The following is a 17,069-nucleotide window of genomic DNA, read 5'->3' on the forward strand; positions in this document are numbered from 1 at the left end:
AATTCCCCATTCCCCATTCCCAATTCCAGTAGAAAATACTAAGGACAAAACAACGTGTCACGCGTATCTCGTCCTGTAGTTGGATTAGTCCCTTTGGCAAGTTTGCACAATTTTTTTTGCTCATCCGAACGCAGCAGCGTATCGGTAAAATCTGCCCCGTCAATGATTGCGCCATCGAATCTGGCGTTAGCAGCAAAAGCACCCTCTAACAGCGCATTTGTCAAATTTGCCCTAACTAAACGAGCCGAGTCTAAAGTGGAATTTCTCAAGTCAGCTGCCTCTAAATTTGCAGACTCCAAATTTGCTGCAAAAAAACTGACACCGTTCAAATTAGCATGACTGAAGTTACTCTGGCGAAGATTAGCTTTGGTAAAGCTAGAGTCTGTTAAATCACGTCCTGAAAAATCAGCCTCGACCAAAATCTCTTTATTATATTCGAGTGCCAAAGTTGTTGGAGCAAAACCGAGCGTTGCCGTGATGGCAATTATTCCCCACAAGAATAAGCTGAGTATATTTGTCCAGAAGTGATAGTCTGTCTGACGCTTCAACCCGAATTGTGTTCGGGATGAGTCGAGTTTAGAACCTGCTGTGCGATTGCTTAACTTAGAATTCATAGAATTTATGATATTTTTCGTCAATGGCTAACCTTCCTCCATCTCATTATCCAGATATTGGTCATTTAGGAGAAGACCTAGTTGCCCAATGGTTGCAATCTACAGGTTGGATAATTCTGCATCGTCGCTTTTCTAGCCGTTATGGAGAAATCGATATTATTGCTCAATATGATGGACAAACTGGGGAAAAACTCCTTACTCAGCACTCCTTACTGGCATTTGTTGAAGTCAAAACCCGCCGTTCAGGGAGTTGGGATGCAGGAGGAAGAAGCGCCATCACCCCACAAAAGCAAGCAAAAATCTCACGGACAGCTGGAATATTCTTAGCCCAGTACCCTGAAAAGGCGGATTATGCTTGCCGATTTGATGTTGCTATTGTCTACTGTCAAAGGATATCAAAAAATCAGACTGCGGTTATAGCAACTCAGGAAGCTCTTGCTACTTCATCAGCAGCCGAATATAAGTTTAAGCTGCAAGAATACATTCTGGCAGCTTTCGACTCTTCAATTGATAATGGTTAATTGGTAATGGATAAAATATCCTGATTACCAATAATTATCTACTGGCGTTACAACCAAACGGTATTACGCCAAAGTTTCTGGACAGTAGCCTAAGCCCCTGACAAACTGTTGCCGGAAAGCTTCGATTTCGTCTCTCTCTGGACTACCATGAGAAACGATCGCTACTTGATAGCGACGCATCACGTCCACAGGGCATTGTCCCGCTTCTAAACTCCAAAGTGCCATTTGTACCCTCATTGGTGGCTCATAGCTAATTCCTAATTCATTTAGAAAAGCCCGAAAATCGCCATCTTCTTGGGGCGAGACTTGACCTTTGAGTTTGATCCTAACCACCCAGCCATCAATTTGATGAATTACGGTGACGAACGAAACTGGTGTCTGGGGTCTAGCGTGCAGGTGTTGAACGACCCTCAGGGTTAGACTGGCATTTGCCAGATAGTACAAGTATTCCATGTTTGTTGGTGCTTGGGATCAAAGCCAATCCTACATATCTATATTCGTCAATCAGTGCCTGTTCCCGGTAGGGTAAAAGCCCCCGTTTTTACATGGGGAGGTTTACCCAATTTTTATGTTAAGTTTTCCGTGTTACTTAATAGTAACAATCTTATAGCCTAACGACAAAACTGAGCGAAAATGCCTTAAAGTTCCTTTAGAAGGGAAAACTTAACTCAACCTTTTTAAGAGAGTATAAATACTAAATAAAGCAAAAACTAGTACAAGTCAATTTGAAAGATACATCTCGTCCACAAGCAAAAGATTTTGAATTAGATTGCTCGGTAGCAGGCTATGACTACACACTACCTCCAGAACTCATTGCCCAAAACCCAGCAGTTCCTAGAGATAGTTCCCGGTTACTGGTAGTTAATTCTCCGACTACAGGCGCTGAAACAGAAGCATCTCACCATATTTTCCATGATTTGCCTGCACTGCTACGCTCTGGTGATTTGTTAGTCATGAACAATACAAGAGTTATTCCAGCGCGACTTTATGGTCATAAAACCACTGGTGCTAAAATCCAGGTTTTGCTGTTGGAAGAACGGCAGTATAACTGTTGGTTAGCTTTAGTTAAGCCAGGAAAAAGCTTCAGACAGGGAACGAAGATTATTTTTGAAGCAAGGCAAGCGGGGATTGGGGATTCAAAAGAGGCAGAGGGGCAGGGGGCAGGGGGCAGGGGGAAAAATCCCTGCTCCCTTGATTTTTCCCCAGTAACCAGTCAACAACTCACTGCTACAGTTTTAGAAACAGATGCAGCAACTGGGGGGCGTTTGTTGCAATTTGATGTTCCAGAGGGAAAGCCTTTGGTGCAACTGTTAGAGGTATTTGGTGAAGTACCGTTACCACCCTACATTACTAACTCGTCAGCCGATGATGAGCAGTATCAGACAGTGTATGCCCAACAGCCAGGAGCGATCGCAGCACCGACGGCAGGATTACACTTTACCCCAGAATTATTACAAAAGCTGCGCGATCGCAATATCAATCAAGCTTTTGTCACGCTACACGTTGGTGTCGGCACTTTTCGCCCTGTGGAAGTGGAAGACGTAACTACCCACCAGATGCATGAAGAATGGATTGAAGTTCCCGCCGCCACAGTAGAGCAAATTCGCGCTACTAAAGCAGCTGGCGGTCGAATTATTGCTGTGGGAACAACGGCAGTCAGGGCTTTGGAAGGGGCAGCTAAATCTGGGAATTTACAACCATTTTGCGGTAAAACAGACTTGTTTATTTATCCCGGCTACCAATGGCGGGTGGTGGATGGTTTGATTACCAATTTTCACCTACCACGTTCCAGTTTGCTGATGTTGGTAAGTGCGCTAATTGGCAGACAACGATTATTGAATATATACAACGAAGCGATCGCTTCCAAGTATCGTTTCTATTCCTTTGGTGATGCCATGCTAATTTTGCCGGAAGCCATAAAGTCTTAAGTCAAGTGTGAGGGCAATAAGATTCATTGAATTTTAATCCCTCACTTCTTATTTGTCGTTTTCTAAAAATGCTCCTAGAGCTTAAACTGCCATAAAAAACAATGAACTTTAGTAAACAAGGAAAATGAGATTACCAAAATTGGTATATTCTATTTGCTTTTATTTTTTTATTGCGGAATTGCAATATTCAAGACAATTAATTTTATGCGTGATTTCATAATTAAATTTGTCAAATATAGTCAAGAAAAATGGCATGAAAGGAAAAGAATAGTTTATTTAAATTTGCTTATTAGCAAATTATAAAACCTGTAGAATATTGCACTAACTATGGTGTGCAGAGCAGCTGAACAAGGACAAGGGTGTTTTCACAAAAGTCGGATACTCCCAGGTGAGAAATTCTTAATTTTTTGATTTGCAATTTTTCATGCTGTGGTGGGTATTCTGACTTATAAAGATATGAGCATAAGTACATCTATGTCACTCCTGTCTAGAAAAAGTCAAACTCAGTCGTGGTTACACTTCTTATTTCACCAAAACTCTGTTCAGAAAAAGCCCCTGTTCAGACTTCTGTTTGCTTTCTCTGCGTTTTTGGTCTTAGTTGCACCGGCAATTACTAATTTTCCAGGAAGCAAGCTGCTAGCAGAAACTGCAATTTCTCAGGATCTTGAAGCAGCGAGCTTTTTCCAACAGGGAGTCACGCGCTATAACCGCAAAGACCTACAGGGTGCAGAATATGCCTTTCGTCAGGCATTGCAGCGAGATCCTAGCCTTGGGGCTGCGCTAAATTATTTGGGTAATATATTCATGGAGCAAAATCGCCTAGATGTAGCTTTACAAGAATATACAGAGGCGATTAGGATTAATCCTAATTTTAGTGAAGCTTATTACAACTTAGGGCTAGTTCTGCATCGTCAGGGACAAAAAGATGCTGCGATTACGGCTTATCGTCAAAGCCTTGTGATAGATCCCACAAAGGTAGCAGCGCTGTATAATCTGGGATTGGTGCTGTATGAACAAGGACAGCTACCGGAAGCGATCGCAACATACCAGCAAGCAATTAATTTAGATAGCAGCAATGCCAACGCCTATTTTAACTTAGCGATCGCCTTGCAACAACAAGGTCAAACAGAGCAAGCGATCGCAACTTATCGTCAAGTCTTGCAGTCAGATCCTCAAAATGCCACAGCTTACAACAACATGGCAAATTTGCTAGCAATCCAAGGACAAGCTTCTGAGGCTATTTCTGTTTATCGGCAAGCCATTCGCCTAAATCCTAAAAACGCCTCAGCTTATTATAATTTGGGAGTCACTTTATATAATCAAGGCGACATCAAGAAAGCTAACGGAGTCTTGAAACGTGCCCATACAGAGTATCGTGAGCAAGGGAACATTGAGCAAGCTGAAAAAATTGAACAGCTAATGCAGCAAATTGCCCAGAAAATTCAGCCACAACAGCCTCAAGCCAGTCAAACAGCTACTCCTTCTAAGGCTTCAGACAACACAAATAATGTAGTACAAACACCTGAGCCACAAACGCCAAATCAACTAGAAAATCCTGTCTCAGTTGAACAACAATCTACTTCAACGAGTTCTGGACAATAAAAAAATCAGAGTTAGAAATAAATTAATAACTTCTAACTCTGCCAATTTTAGATTTTGAGTAGCAATTTTGGTGTGCTTACAGTGCAACTTGGATTGAAGGAAAAATCTAAAATCTAAAATTGAATGACTTCTAAATTTTTTAAATCGGCAAACGATTGATATCTTTATTGCAGCCAATAACTACCATTGCTGAACCACGTTCTAAACGTTTGGTAGGGTCAGGATTAATCTGAAATTTACCATCCTGGCTCACCGCTAGCAAATTTAAACCGTAGCGGTTACGAAGTTGAAGTTCGGTGATTGTTCTACCGTGAAATTCATCAGGCACAATCAACTCTACAATACTGTTATCTGGGTCTAGATCAAATCGATCTAAGATTGCTGGTTTAGTAAGTGTACGCGCTAGGGCACAACCTGCTTCATACTCAGGAAAAACAACATGATCTGCTCCCACTCGCCGTAATAGTTTACGATGAACTTCGCTAGAAGCTTTGGCGACTACATGAGGTACGCCAGCCTCTTTCACATTTAAGGTGGTTATAATGCTTTCTTGAACGTAGTTGCCAATCGCTACAATTACAGTATCAAATTCAAAAATTCCAGCTTCTTTTAGTGCGGCTGGTTCTGTAGAATCTAATTGCAAAGCATGACCAACTATTCCCTCAGTCAATGCTTCTGAAACTCGTTTTTCATCAATATCTGTTGCCAACACTTGATAACCAAACTTATGCAGTGTAGAACAGACCGATCTACCAAAACGACCTAATCCAATTACAGCAAATTGTTGGTTATCTTTACGTAAACTGCGAAAAAAACTTAATGATGAAAGATTCACCCTTTTTATCCTTATAATGGCTCCCTGTATTTAGGGCAAAAAACGGTTATAATATTTGAATTAAAAATCTTATTTTTTGCCTTTCAATGTATATTTTATCAGTTTAGTCATTAGTCATTAGTGAGTTGTCAAGAATTATTATCCCGCTACTTCCCATCCCTAACTATCCCACGAGGAGATTTTCTTCAGGATAGTGAATTCTGGTAGGGCGAGGATCTCCTAGTACTGCGGACATCAGTAGTAAAACACCTACTCGTCCAATGTACATAGTTATAATGAGGATGAGCTTTGCTGTTATAGAGATAGTTCCTGTAATACCTGTAGAAAGTCCGACAGTAGCGAAGGCTGATACCACTTCAAACAAAATTTGAATAAAATCCAACTTTGGATCTGTAAGGCTGATTAAGACAGTAGCTAAAATCACGGTTGCGACTGAAGCCACCAAAACACCCACGGCTTTCAAAATTAAAGATATTGCTATCTTGCGATCGTATAATAAGACTTCTTCTTTCCCCTGAAGAATCGCTTTGGTGCAACTGGTTAAGACTCTGAGAGTTGTTGTTTTCATGCCTCCTCCCGTACCACCTGGACTTGCACCAATAAACATTAGTGCAATCGTAATAAATAGACCTGCATTGGTCATTTTGCCAATATCTATAGTGTTAAAACCAGCAGTTCTAGGAGTCACTGATTGAAACCAAGCTAGTAATATCTGGTCACTAAAATTTAGAGACCCAAATGTTTCTGGGTTTCTGATCTCTATACAAAAGAATGCAATTAATCCTATTACTAACAATATAATTGTTGTACTAGTTGCAACTTTAAAATCTAGAGAAAATCTTTGGTTATGATTTTTTTTAAAAAGGCGATCGCGCAACCAAAGGTACATTTCCAAAATTACCTGATAGCCAATTCCCCCAAAGATAATTAACATTGTGATGGTAAAGACTACTAAGAAAGATGACTGATATCCAATTAAGTTATCTTTGAATAAACTAAAACCAGCGTTATTCCAAGCGTTGATACTATGAAAAATTGCTAACCAAAGTCCTTTACTCCATCCATACTCAGGAACAAAAGCTGGTAGAAGTAAGAATATGCCTGTAATCTCAAAAATTAATGTTGTGGCAATAATTGAACGGATAACTTGGGCGCTACCACTCATTCCTGGTCGATCTAAAGCTTGTTGAATTGCTATCTTTTGCCGCATATCGAATCTACGGCCAATAAGCAAAATCAGAAATGTGGTAGTTGTCATGTAGCCCAACCCGCCAATCTGAGCTAATAGTGCAATAAACAATTGACCCCAAAAGGAAAAATAAGTACCAGGATCAACTACTGATAAACCTGTGACACAAACTGCGGATGTCGAGGTGAATAGTGCCACAATTAGGTTATTCCATGTACCATTGCTAGTCGAAAAAGGCATCATCAACAGGATAGTACCGACAGCAATGACAGCCAAAAATCCTAAACAAATTGTCCGAGCAACAGTCATAATTAATTCGTAATTCGTAATTCGTAATTCGTAGTTAAGAACGTTAGATGTAACCTGGGTTTACGCCTCTTGGATATCGTATGTTTTTTGGATAGTTGGTATAATTTTGAGCAAGAACAGTTTGTTCAGGTAAAACTGAGAAATTTTTCTAAAGAGGATTAAGTCCGGTTTAGCTTTCTTAGAACAAAAATACCCTTATTTAATCAAAAACATACATGGTAGTCTACCAGTATGTTTTTTTGAATTCTACTTCGTCTCAATACTACTTTTTCATGAGTGCAACACTTTACGAGCAAATTCAGCAATTTTACGATGCTTCATCTGGTCTGTGGGAACAGATTTGGGGCGAACACATGCACCACGGCTATTACGGCGCTGATGGTACCCAGAAAAAAGACCGTCGTCAGGCTCAAATTGATTTAATCGAAGAATTGCTCAATTGGGCAAAGGTAGAAGCAGCAGAAAATATCTTAGATGTGGGTTGCGGCATCGGCGGTAGTTCTTTATACCTTTCGCAGAAGTTTAATGCTAAGGCTACAGGGATTACATTGAGTCCTGTACAAGCAGCCAGAGCAACGGAACGTGCATCAGAAGCTAATTTGAGTCTGAGAACACAATTCCAAGTCGCAAATGCTCAAGCAATGCCCTTTGCTGACAATTCTTTTGACTTGGTTTGGTCGCTAGAAAGTGGCGAACACATGCCAGATAAAACCAAGTTTCTCCAGGAGTGTTATCGAGTATTGAAGCCTGGCGGTAAATTAATTATGGTGACTTGGTGTCATCGACCAACTAATGAGTCTCCATTAACGGCAGATGAGGAAAAGCACTTGCAGGATATTTATCGGGTGTATTGCTTACCTTATGTGATTTCTTTGCCAGAGTATGAAGCGATCGCACACCAGCTACCATTACATAATATTTGCACTGCTGATTGGTCAACTGCTGTCGCCCCCTTTTGGAATGTGGTAATTGATTCTGCATTCACTCCCCAGGCGCTTTGGGGTTTACTAAATGCTGGTTGGACTACCATCCAAGGGGCATTATCACTGGGATTAATGCGTCGCGGTTATGAGCGTGGGTTAATTCGATTTGGCTTATTGTGCGGCAATAAGTAGAATTCCACTTCAGCAAAAAGATGTAATCTAGGAGCATTAGAGTAAATGTTCCTAGTGATACATTATTATACTTAATACAAGATTTGGAGCGATCGCAAAGCTTGTAAATTCTCATGCAGATATCGGGGAAACCTTCTAAAATTAAGTTTTTTATTGTTAAATTGCTGAAATGCCACTCGAACTGCAAAACCTCACAGGCGGTTACACCACAGTACCAATTGTTCAAGACATTAACCTCACTCTACAAACAGGAGAATGGTTGAGTTTGGTTGGTGCTAATGGCTCAGGTAAATCTACTTTATTAAAATTACTGAGTCGTATTCTTTCCCCACAGCAGGGAACAGTTCTACTTGATGGCAAAGCAATTCATTCCCAACCCCCAAATTTGGTTGCCCAGAAACTCGCATTATTACCGCAACAACAAACCGTTCCCGTGGGCTTAACAGTACGACAATTAGTAAGTTTAGGACGCACGCCGCATCAATCTTGGTGGCAATGGGAGTTAAACACCCAAGATTGGGTTAAAGTAGAAGCTGCAATTAAAAAGACGCAACTAGAAAAATTGAGCGATCGCTTAGTTGAAGAACTTTCCGGTGGTGAAAGACAACGCGCTTTTTTAGCTTTAGCACTAGCGCAAGAACCAAAAGTTTTATTATTAGATGAACCTACAACTTTTTTAGATATCAACTATCAATTACAATTATTGGAATTACTAAAAAATCTGAATCAACAGCAAGAATTAACTATTGTTACCGTTCTACACGAACTAAACCTAGCGGCACGATATAGTTCTCGCATTGCTTTATTGAAACAAGGTCATCTTTGGGAAGTTGGCAAACCTGAAGAAGTTCTGACACCAAGTGCGATCGCCCAAGTATTTGGTGTGGAATCTGTGATTATTCAGACACCTGTGGGTTTACAAGTTTGTGCAATTTCTGCTGTATCGTTATGAGCCAATTACTTTTCTGATGCAAGCCAGTCAAATGTACCCTTGGGAAATGCCTTCTTTATCTGAAATATTTATCGACGGATTAACTTATCAATAACTTTGTTATTGTCACCAATTGGTTGATCAAAATTGAAAGCTTTATTAACAATAACTTGCTTGGGTAATTGAGCGCCATTTTGGACATATATTCCTGGCAATACACTCACTTTAAACTCTTTAATCTCTTTAACCTCTTTAGATTCATTTACCAGACTTACTTTAAGCTCATGAAGAACTCGCTGCTGTTCTTTGACAATTTGGGTTAGTTCGTTTAGTTGCTGAGTATGTAAGTCATCCAATTTTTCATGGAGAAGTTCAATATTTTGTCCAGCCCTTAAATTCACCTGATGGTCAATTTCGGAGTTTTTCCGATCGGTATCAGACTGGCGATTTTGACTCATCAAGACGATGGGTGCTGTGTAGGCTGAGGCAAATGAAAACACTAAATTAAGCATCATGAAAGGTGATTCATCCCAATGGGGAACCCCAGGCATTAAGTTGATACCAACCCATCCGGCCAAAACAGTGCTTTGCCCAATGAGAAATCCCCAAGAACCCACTTGCGCTGCAAATTTATCAGCAAGGCGTTGTCCGCGAGTCAGTTCTTGAGTGGAAGTGTTTTGGACTGCTGGTTGTATCTCTACAACTTGAGGTTTTTGAGCTACTTTGGCATCAACATTGTTAGACGATACTTTTTTGAATGGATTCATGTTGCACCTCTTGGCGTTATTTCTGCCTGTGTTTATCCTGATGACTTTTAATGTACGCTGGTTAAACGATAGGAGCAAATATTGTTTTTTTTCAAAATGATAGAAAAAAGTGATGGTAAGCAAAAAACTATCTTCAGATAGATCCCTAAAGCTGCGTCAGCAAAAATATTCATCTAAACATTTGGATAGCTCATTCTGTAAAGCGATGAGCTATCTAGTAGGAAAATAACGAGCAAACTGAACACTCATCCTAAGATTTGGTTTCTTGTGTCTGTGCATCGATAATTACACTCCAGTCATCATTTGTCACAGCAGCTTCAAGTTGACGCTGACGTTCAGCTATACTCGCATCTATTGTTTCTGATTCTTTGGAGAGGGTTGTATCAGCCATTGCTTTCCGCAGTTTTAGCTTTTTCTCTTCATAAGCTTGACGTTCCGCCTCCGACATTACCGCCTTTGCAGCTTCACCTACTGTACTAGCCCACATTTCGCTTTCGGACGCATTACCAGGTGGTGTGGTTTCGAGTTCTGCTATCCACGCATCTCGCAAATCTTCCATATCTTGACGCTTGGGGAACTTGAATGCTTGAACGCGCACAAAAGCACACTTTTCCTGACCATTTTGGGTGATATGACTGTTTAGGGAAAGCAACACATTTCGAGAATAGCCAATGTACTGCACGCGGCGTTCTGCATCTAATACTGAGTAAACACCTGCAATTTTAGCGTTCTGAGCAGATGCACTCCAAGTCTCAAGGCCAATGATTTCAGTACCATTGTTTGCCAGCTCAGGGGTTATACTCACCTCAATGGCAGTGTGTTCATCATCGGAACTATACAAAAATTCATGTAGCCCACGGTGGTTTATGGGGACATTTTGATGTTCAATTGGCGGATTGTGCTGGGTTTCCATCGTAGTTGATCTCTGAGTTATTAATTAGCGACGCAAGCAAATATATGCCTTTAGAATATTGAAGCTTAAATCTACTCACATCCCCAAATTCTTGCTGACAAAGCGAAAACAACTATTAGACCTTATATGAATCAATTGACACCTAAAAATTGGATATTCATCAAACAGCGACTTACCCCCTATTTATTTTTACTACCTGCCTTGGTTCTTTTGGGGTTAACAGTCTTTTTGCCTGCGCTGCAAGCGTTTTACCTCAGCTTTACTAGCTATGAAGATATCGCCCAGCCGCCACAATGGATAGGTTTCGCCAACTTTCTTAAACTTTGGAAGGATGCAGTTTTTTGGAAAACCTTAGAAAACACTTTTTTATATCTTGTGGGCGTAGTCCCAATTTTGGTAATTGCTCCCTTATTGCTGGCAATTTTGGTCAATCAGAAACTGCGGGGGATGAATTGGTTTAGAGCAGCCTACTACACCCCAGTAGTAATTTCAATGGTGGTTGCAGGAATAGCTTGGAAATGGCTGTATGCAGAAAATGGATTACTGAATCAGTTCTTAAAGGCTTTGGGGCTTTTTCCAGAAGGTATTCCTTGGCTAACTAGTCCAGCGAAAATTTTTGGTATTATACCAATTTCTCTTGCCAGCGTTATGGCTGTCACCGTGTGGAAGGGACTAGGCTACTATATGGTGATTTATTTAGCGGGGCTGCAATCAATTCCTGCTGATGTATACGAAGCTGGTGCGATCGATGGTTCCGATGGTATCAGCAAACATTGGGATATTACCATACCTTTGATGAAGCCATATTTAGCATTAGTAGCGGTGATTTCAGCTATTTCTGCAACCAAAGTTTTTGAAGAAGTATACATTATGACCCAAGGGGGCCCACTCAGTAGCTCAAAAACGATTGTTTATTACCTATATGAGCAAGCTTTTAGTAACTTAGAAATCAGCTATGCTTGCACAATTGGTTTAGTGCTATTTTTGATAATTTTAGGGTTATCAATTTTGCGATTAGTTATCAATCAAGAAGGTGGAGATAATATCACAATCTGAATATTTACTTAATTCCATAAATATTTAAATTTGATACAAAAATTTACATTATTCGTTATCAGTGCTTGAGGACAATGAATTGACTACAAGCATTGTGCAGCGCTCAATTACGAAAGGTTGGCAGACTTGAATTACCTTTGTAGGTATGTGTGGAATCTTAGTAATTCCAGCATAAATATTATAGTGGCGGAAAATAAAGTGACATAATATACTGGTTGAATTGCCTCTGAACAGTCTATTAAACGCACATAACGACTCACATCAAGACTAACTGAGAATTTTTTACCAAATTGAGGATAAAGGGTGCGAAATCCATACTGGATTAGCTTGAGTAAAATACTTGTTTAGAGCGCGATGGGCTACACCTTAATACCGTTCTGTTAAAGAATTTTTGGTTGAGGCAGGGGGCAGGGGGAGAAGAGAAGCAGGGGAGAGAAGAATTACTGAACAATAACCTCTTTCTTCCCCTGCTTACCCTGCTTATTCAAACTACATCCCACTATAGGCGATCGCAATTTACTACGAAAAAGTAAGGGTTACACAAACATTTCAATTAGTCAGCGAACCGACAGAAGGAAACTTGACAGCTCTTTAAAAAATTTACTTTATACCAGAAGAGCAAATATAAGAACGAAGGTTATAAATTTTAAGAAATTACTGATTATAGGCTATATTCAATTTTTATCTGATTAAAAATACTTTTAATCTCAAAAGTTTACTTAAGTAAGTTCTGTTTTCTAAATACATAGGAGCCAAGAAAATGTACGGTCTAGTCAACAAAGCAATTCAAGATATGATTTGCAAATACCACGGTGAGGATACTTGGGAAACCATTAAACAAAAGGCTGCACTTGAGGATATTGACTTTTTTATTGGTATGGATGGTTATCCTGACGATGTTACCTATTCCTTAGTTGAAGCCGCTTGTGAGGTATTGAGTATGCCTGCACACGAAATTCTGAAAGCCTTTGGAGAATACTGGCTGACTTATACTGCCGAAGAAGGCTATGGAGAGCTTTTAGACAGCGCTGGCAACTCCTTACCCCAGTTTATAGAGAATCTTGACAATCTTCATGCTCGGGTGGGTTTGAGTTTTTCGGAACTTCGTCCCCCATCTTTTAAGTGTGAACACAACAGTGATAAATCTATGGATCTCCACTACCAATCGACTCGGCAAGGATTATCTTCAATGGTGATTGGTCTACTCCACGGCTTGGCAAAACGCTTTGATACCAAGGTGGATGTTACCCAAATTAGTTTTCGTGAACAGGGAGATCCTCACGATATCTTCTCTATTAAATATAAAGATTCTCAGTCTGATGACAAATAATAATGCTATCGGGTCAAAGCAATTCAGTCTTAGTGCTGACCAATTTGCAGCATTGTTTCCCTTCCATCTGGTCATAGATCGAGAGATGAAGATTGTCCAGGTGGGTGAGGTGCTTCAGCGCATTTTAGAACCTATTAACATCCTCAATAGTTCCTTACAAGAACATTTCCGCATCAATCGCCCTAACTGTCCGGTTAGTTTTGAAGCCATTTGTCAACAGACGCGATCGCTGTTTCTTTTGCAATCCCATCACAAAGATATGCAGCTAAAGGGACAGATAGTATATGTGGAAGATAGTAATCATCTGGTATTTCTTGGCTCTCCCTGGATTACTGATATTACCGCTCTTAAAAAGCTCGAACTAAGCATTGATGATTTTCCTCTATATGATTCAGTTGCAGATTATCTGTTTCTCTTACAAGCTAAGAATTCAGCTCTGACAGATGCCAAAAAATTAACCGCGAAACTTACAGAACAACGGGTAGAATTAAGAACCACGGCTTCTCGACTGACAAAGCTGATTGAAAGTTTACATATTGGTATTTTGCTAGAAGATGAGAACCGACACGTGGTTCTGGCAAATCAAGAGTTCTGCAATCTATTTAGTATTAACCTTGCTCCAGAAGCTTTACAGGGACTGGATTGTCGGGAAGCATCCCAAATGAGTAAACAACTTTTTGTTGAGCCAGAACGATTTATCCAGCGCTTAGATGAGATATTGAGCCAAGGGGAAATAGTTCTCAATCAGGAGTGGCAACTTCAAGATGGACGAATCTTTGAACAAGATTATGTACCGATTGTAGTTGATCAGAAATTTTATGGTCATTTGTGGAAATATCGTGACATTACCCTCAGGAAAAAATCAGAAAATACCCTGAGATCGAGTCAAGAACAGTTACAATTGGCGCTGGATGCAGTAGACGAAGGGCTTTGGGACTGGAATTTAGTAACTGGAGAAGTTTATCGTAGCCCACGCTGGTATACAATGCTGGGTTATGAGCCAGAGGAACTGGAAGACAATATTAAAATTATTAATAAGTTGATCCATCCAGAAGATCGACGGTTGATGCAACAACGGCTGATAGCTCACCTCAGGGGTAAGACACCTTTCTATGAGGTGCAAGCACGCTTTCTAACGAAATCAGGAAAATGGAAGTGGATTTTGGATCGCGGTAAGTTGGTAAACCGTGATTCCCAAGGAAAATTCTTGAGAATAGTCGGAACTCATTTAGATATTACCGAACGCAAAAAGGCAGAAGAAGCTTTACAGGAGCAGTATCAACGCACTCTTCTGCTCAAGCAAATTACTGAAGAAATTCGTCAGTCCTTGCAACTGGAAAAAATTCTTCAGACAACGGTAACGGAAGTTCAGCGTATTTTACAGGCCGATCGCGTTCTAATTTTCCAAATTAAATCTGATGGTTCTGGTGAAATTGTTCAGGAAGCAGTAGTCCCGGAATGGTCAGTGATTTTAAACAAGGATATCTGTGATGTTTGTCTTCAGGATCGATACTTAGATTTGTATCGTGAAGGACAAATTACAGCCATTTCAGATTTAGGGGTAACAGGATTTAAACTCTGCCAAATGGATCAGTGTCAGGTGAAAGCTAATCTAATCGTACCAATTTTGGTGCGGAAAGATTTGTGGGGATTATTAATTCTCTACCAGCACAATCGCCCCAGGGAGTGGACTGAATTAGAAATCGATCTCCTCAGACATCTAGCAGATCAAATGGGTATTGCCCTCACCCAAGCACAATTGCTGGTTAAAGAAACCCGTCAAGCCGATTTGCTAGCACAACAAAATGAAGAGCTTAACCTTGCCAAGCAAGCAGCCGAGGCTGCCAATATGGCTAAGAGTAATTTCCTCGCCACCATGAGCCATGAAATTCGTACTCCGATGAATGCGGTCATCGGCATGACTGGATTACTTTTAGATACTCCTCTTAAACCTGAGCAACTCGATTATGTAGAGACTATCCGTAACAGTGGCGATGCCTTATTGACTATTATCAATGATATTCTCGACTTTTCTAAGATTGAGTCTGGCAATTTAGAGTTAGAAGAACAACCCTTTGACTTGCAAGTTTGTGTGGAAGAAGCCCTAGATTTGCTCGCTCCGCAAGCAGCTTTGAAAGGCATCGAGCTGATATATGAATTGCAACCACACACACCAACTCTGATCGTTGGTGATATTACCCGGTTGCGCCAGATTCTCTGGAATTTAGTGAGCAATGCTGTCAAGTTCACCAATGTTGGAGAAGTCGTTGTCACGATCACTTTACAGCAGCAAGTTATCAAGCCGGAAACCACAACTTCCGATCACGTATATTATGAATTTCTATTTGCCGTTAGCGATACAGGTATTGGTATACCTAGCGATCGCCTAGATAGACTGTTTAAGCCCTTTAGCCAGGTCGATGCCTCCATGACTCGACGTTATGGCGGTACTGGCTTAGGATTAGCGATCAGCAAGCGCCTGAGTGAAATTATGGGGGGTAGAATGTGGGTCGAAAGTGGAACTGTTAAAGGTTCTACTTTCTATTTCACACTAATGCTACAAGTTGATCCTTCTGCCATTGATAATTCTTTGAGTATTTATCCAGAGCTTATCGGCAAGAGATTACTCTTGGCAGTAGATAACATTAATTTGAGGAAATGCTTAACCTGGAAACTTCACAGTTGGGGAGTAAATGTCCAACCGATAGAATTAAGTGCTGTCGTCCCTTGCTTAATACAACAACATCCATTTGACCTAATTATATTGGATATCGATAGCCCCCATCTGAATATCCTCGATCTGACGGCTCAAATTCGGGCTATACCAAAACGGCAAGCTTTACCTTTGGTGATGTTGAGTTTTAAAGGCAAGCAAACTTTAGAGGTAAGGCAGGTAGCCTCTGAGTTTACTGCCTTTTTGCATAAACCTGTGCGACACTACCAGTTACACAATACACTCTTAGGAATTGTGCGTGGTAGTTGGTCTACCCAAGGAATTGATTCTAAAACTAGCATTGCTTCTTACTCTCGCTTACCTACACCAAATCTCCCAACAATTAATGTCCAACTTGGCCAAACTTTGCCACTCAAGATTCTCTTAGTTGAGGATGTGTTGGTAAACCAGAAAATTGCTCTTAAGATGCTGCAACGGTTGGGTTTTCGAGCGGATGTGGCTAATAATGGGTGTGAAGCTCTAGAAGCCTTGCAACGGCAACGCTACGATATTGTGTTTATGGACATCCAAATGCCGGAAATGGATGGCTGGGAAACAACTATTCGGATTCGTCAAGAATTCTCTCCTAATGTTCAACCCTGGATAACTGCGATGACTGCTCATGCTCGCCTGGAAGATCGCCAGGAGTGCTTAAGGGTAGGGATGGATGATTATATTAGTAAGCCGATTCGCATTGAGGCGCTTGAAGCGGTTCTGAAAAAGTTTGATATTCAGCAATATCAAGATTCAGAGTCTCCCGATCTGATTGATTTATCTGAATCTGCATTACTCTCTAAATCCTCAAATTCCGATCTACAAGAGGCAATTGACCAACGTTTTCTGCAAGAACTACAAAACATGGGAGGCAGCGATGGTGATCAGCTAGTTGCAGAACTGATCGAAATTTACTTAGAAGATACTCCTATTAGAATAGAGACAATTAAAGAGGCTATTGCTGCTGAAGACCGATCAAAGTTGCAAAAAGCAGCTCATGCTCTGCGATCGCCCAGTGTTAGTATTGGTGCTGTCAAACTGGGCAATATATGTGAAACCTTAGAAAATGCTGCTATAACTCAATCATTAGATCAACTGTCTGGGCTGATTAATCATCTAGAGAGTGAATATAAAAATGTCATTACGGCTCTTCAAAGCCTTTATTCTTCTTAAAGTAGGACTTACGCAGCAAGTACGAAATGTAGGGACAATACCCTGCGGGTACTCCGTTGGAGAACTCGTAGAGTAGACG

Annotated in this window: 14 protein-coding genes; 8 read left to right on the forward strand and 6 right to left on the reverse strand. The window is 40.6% G+C overall.

Going from position 1 to position 17,069, the window contains the following annotated elements:
* Window positions 1–38: 38 nt before the first annotated feature.
* Window positions 39–614 carry a pentapeptide repeat-containing protein gene (locus V7K69_RS19475; protein ID WP_335037215.1) on the reverse strand — a complete coding sequence of 192 codons (576 nt, stop codon included), beginning with the start codon at window positions 612–614 and terminating at the stop codon, window positions 39–41.
* A gap of 23 nt (window positions 615–637) precedes the next feature.
* On the opposite strand from V7K69_RS19475, the gene V7K69_RS19480 reads away from it, so the two are divergent.
* Window positions 638–1,135, forward strand: coding sequence for a YraN family protein (locus V7K69_RS19480; protein ID WP_335037217.1), 498 nt, complete (start codon window positions 638–640; stop codon window positions 1,133–1,135).
* Between the two features lie 63 nt (window positions 1,136–1,198).
* Here V7K69_RS19480 and V7K69_RS19485 read toward each other — a convergent pair whose 3' ends face one another.
* The gene (locus tag V7K69_RS19485) at window positions 1,199–1,588 is read right to left on the reverse strand and encodes a hypothetical protein (RefSeq protein ID WP_012412259.1); all 390 of its coding nucleotides are present in this window, start codon (window positions 1,586–1,588) and stop codon (window positions 1,199–1,201) included.
* Window positions 1,589–1,833: 245 nt separating this feature from the next.
* On the opposite strand from V7K69_RS19485, the gene queA reads away from it, so the two are divergent.
* Both queA and V7K69_RS19495 read left to right on the forward strand, forming a co-directional pair.
* Window positions 1,834–3,063, forward strand: coding sequence for a tRNA preQ1(34) S-adenosylmethionine ribosyltransferase-isomerase QueA (gene queA / locus V7K69_RS19490; protein WP_335037374.1), 1,230 nt, complete (start codon window positions 1,834–1,836; stop codon window positions 3,061–3,063).
* Window positions 3,064–3,537: 474 nt separating this feature from the next.
* Window positions 3,538–4,665, forward strand: a complete 1,128-nt coding sequence (locus V7K69_RS19495) for a tetratricopeptide repeat protein (RefSeq protein WP_335037219.1) — start codon at window positions 3,538–3,540, stop codon at window positions 4,663–4,665.
* A 139-nt stretch (window positions 4,666–4,804) separates the two neighbouring features.
* Here V7K69_RS19495 and V7K69_RS19500 read toward each other — a convergent pair whose 3' ends face one another.
* On the reverse strand, window positions 4,805–5,500 hold the full coding sequence (locus V7K69_RS19500) for a potassium channel family protein (RefSeq protein ID WP_335037221.1): 696 nt from the start codon (window positions 5,498–5,500) through the stop codon (window positions 4,805–4,807).
* A gap of 163 nt (window positions 5,501–5,663) precedes the next feature.
* Window positions 5,664–6,998, reverse strand: coding sequence for a TrkH family potassium uptake protein (locus tag V7K69_RS19505; protein ID WP_335037223.1), 1,335 nt, complete (start codon window positions 6,996–6,998; stop codon window positions 5,664–5,666).
* 272 nt (window positions 6,999–7,270) lie between these two features.
* On the opposite strand from V7K69_RS19505, the gene V7K69_RS19510 reads away from it, so the two are divergent.
* Entirely contained in the window at window positions 7,271–8,113 is an 843-nt protein-coding gene (locus tag V7K69_RS19510) for a methyltransferase domain-containing protein (RefSeq protein WP_335037225.1), read from the forward strand.
* A 169-nt stretch (window positions 8,114–8,282) separates the two neighbouring features.
* Window positions 8,283–9,065, forward strand: a complete 783-nt coding sequence (locus V7K69_RS19515) for an ABC transporter ATP-binding protein (RefSeq protein WP_335037227.1) — start codon at window positions 8,283–8,285, stop codon at window positions 9,063–9,065.
* 68 nt (window positions 9,066–9,133) lie between these two features.
* Here the strand turns inward: V7K69_RS19515 and V7K69_RS19520 are convergent, their stop codons facing one another.
* The gene (locus V7K69_RS19520) at window positions 9,134–9,811 is read right to left on the reverse strand and encodes a DUF1003 domain-containing protein (protein WP_335037229.1); all 678 of its coding nucleotides are present in this window, start codon (window positions 9,809–9,811) and stop codon (window positions 9,134–9,136) included.
* Window positions 9,812–10,061: 250 nt separating this feature from the next.
* Window positions 10,062–10,724, reverse strand: a complete 663-nt coding sequence (locus V7K69_RS19525; RefSeq protein WP_335037231.1) for a GIY-YIG nuclease family protein — start codon at window positions 10,722–10,724, stop codon at window positions 10,062–10,064.
* 126 nt (window positions 10,725–10,850) lie between these two features.
* Between V7K69_RS19525 and V7K69_RS19530 the strand changes: the two genes are divergently transcribed.
* From V7K69_RS19530 to V7K69_RS19540, 3 genes are all read left to right on the forward strand, one after another.
* A complete protein-coding gene (locus tag V7K69_RS19530; protein ID WP_335037233.1) occupies window positions 10,851–11,780 on the forward strand; it encodes a carbohydrate ABC transporter permease in 930 nt (309 codons plus the stop codon).
* 760 nt (window positions 11,781–12,540) lie between these two features.
* Window positions 12,541–13,110 carry a heme NO-binding domain-containing protein gene (locus V7K69_RS19535; RefSeq protein WP_335037235.1) on the forward strand — a complete coding sequence of 190 codons (570 nt, stop codon included), beginning with the start codon at window positions 12,541–12,543 and terminating at the stop codon, window positions 13,108–13,110.
* The gene (locus V7K69_RS19540) at window positions 13,100–16,990 is read left to right on the forward strand and encodes a response regulator (protein WP_335037237.1); all 3,891 of its coding nucleotides are present in this window, start codon (window positions 13,100–13,102) and stop codon (window positions 16,988–16,990) included. Before V7K69_RS19535 ends, V7K69_RS19540 begins: the two co-directional genes overlap by 11 nt.
* The last annotated feature ends 79 nt before the right edge of the window (window positions 16,991–17,069 follow it).

Origin of the sequence: Nostoc sp. (genome assembly GCF_036917775.1) — a bacterium.
GTDB lineage: Bacteria > Cyanobacteriota > Cyanobacteriia > Cyanobacteriales > Nostocaceae > Nostoc.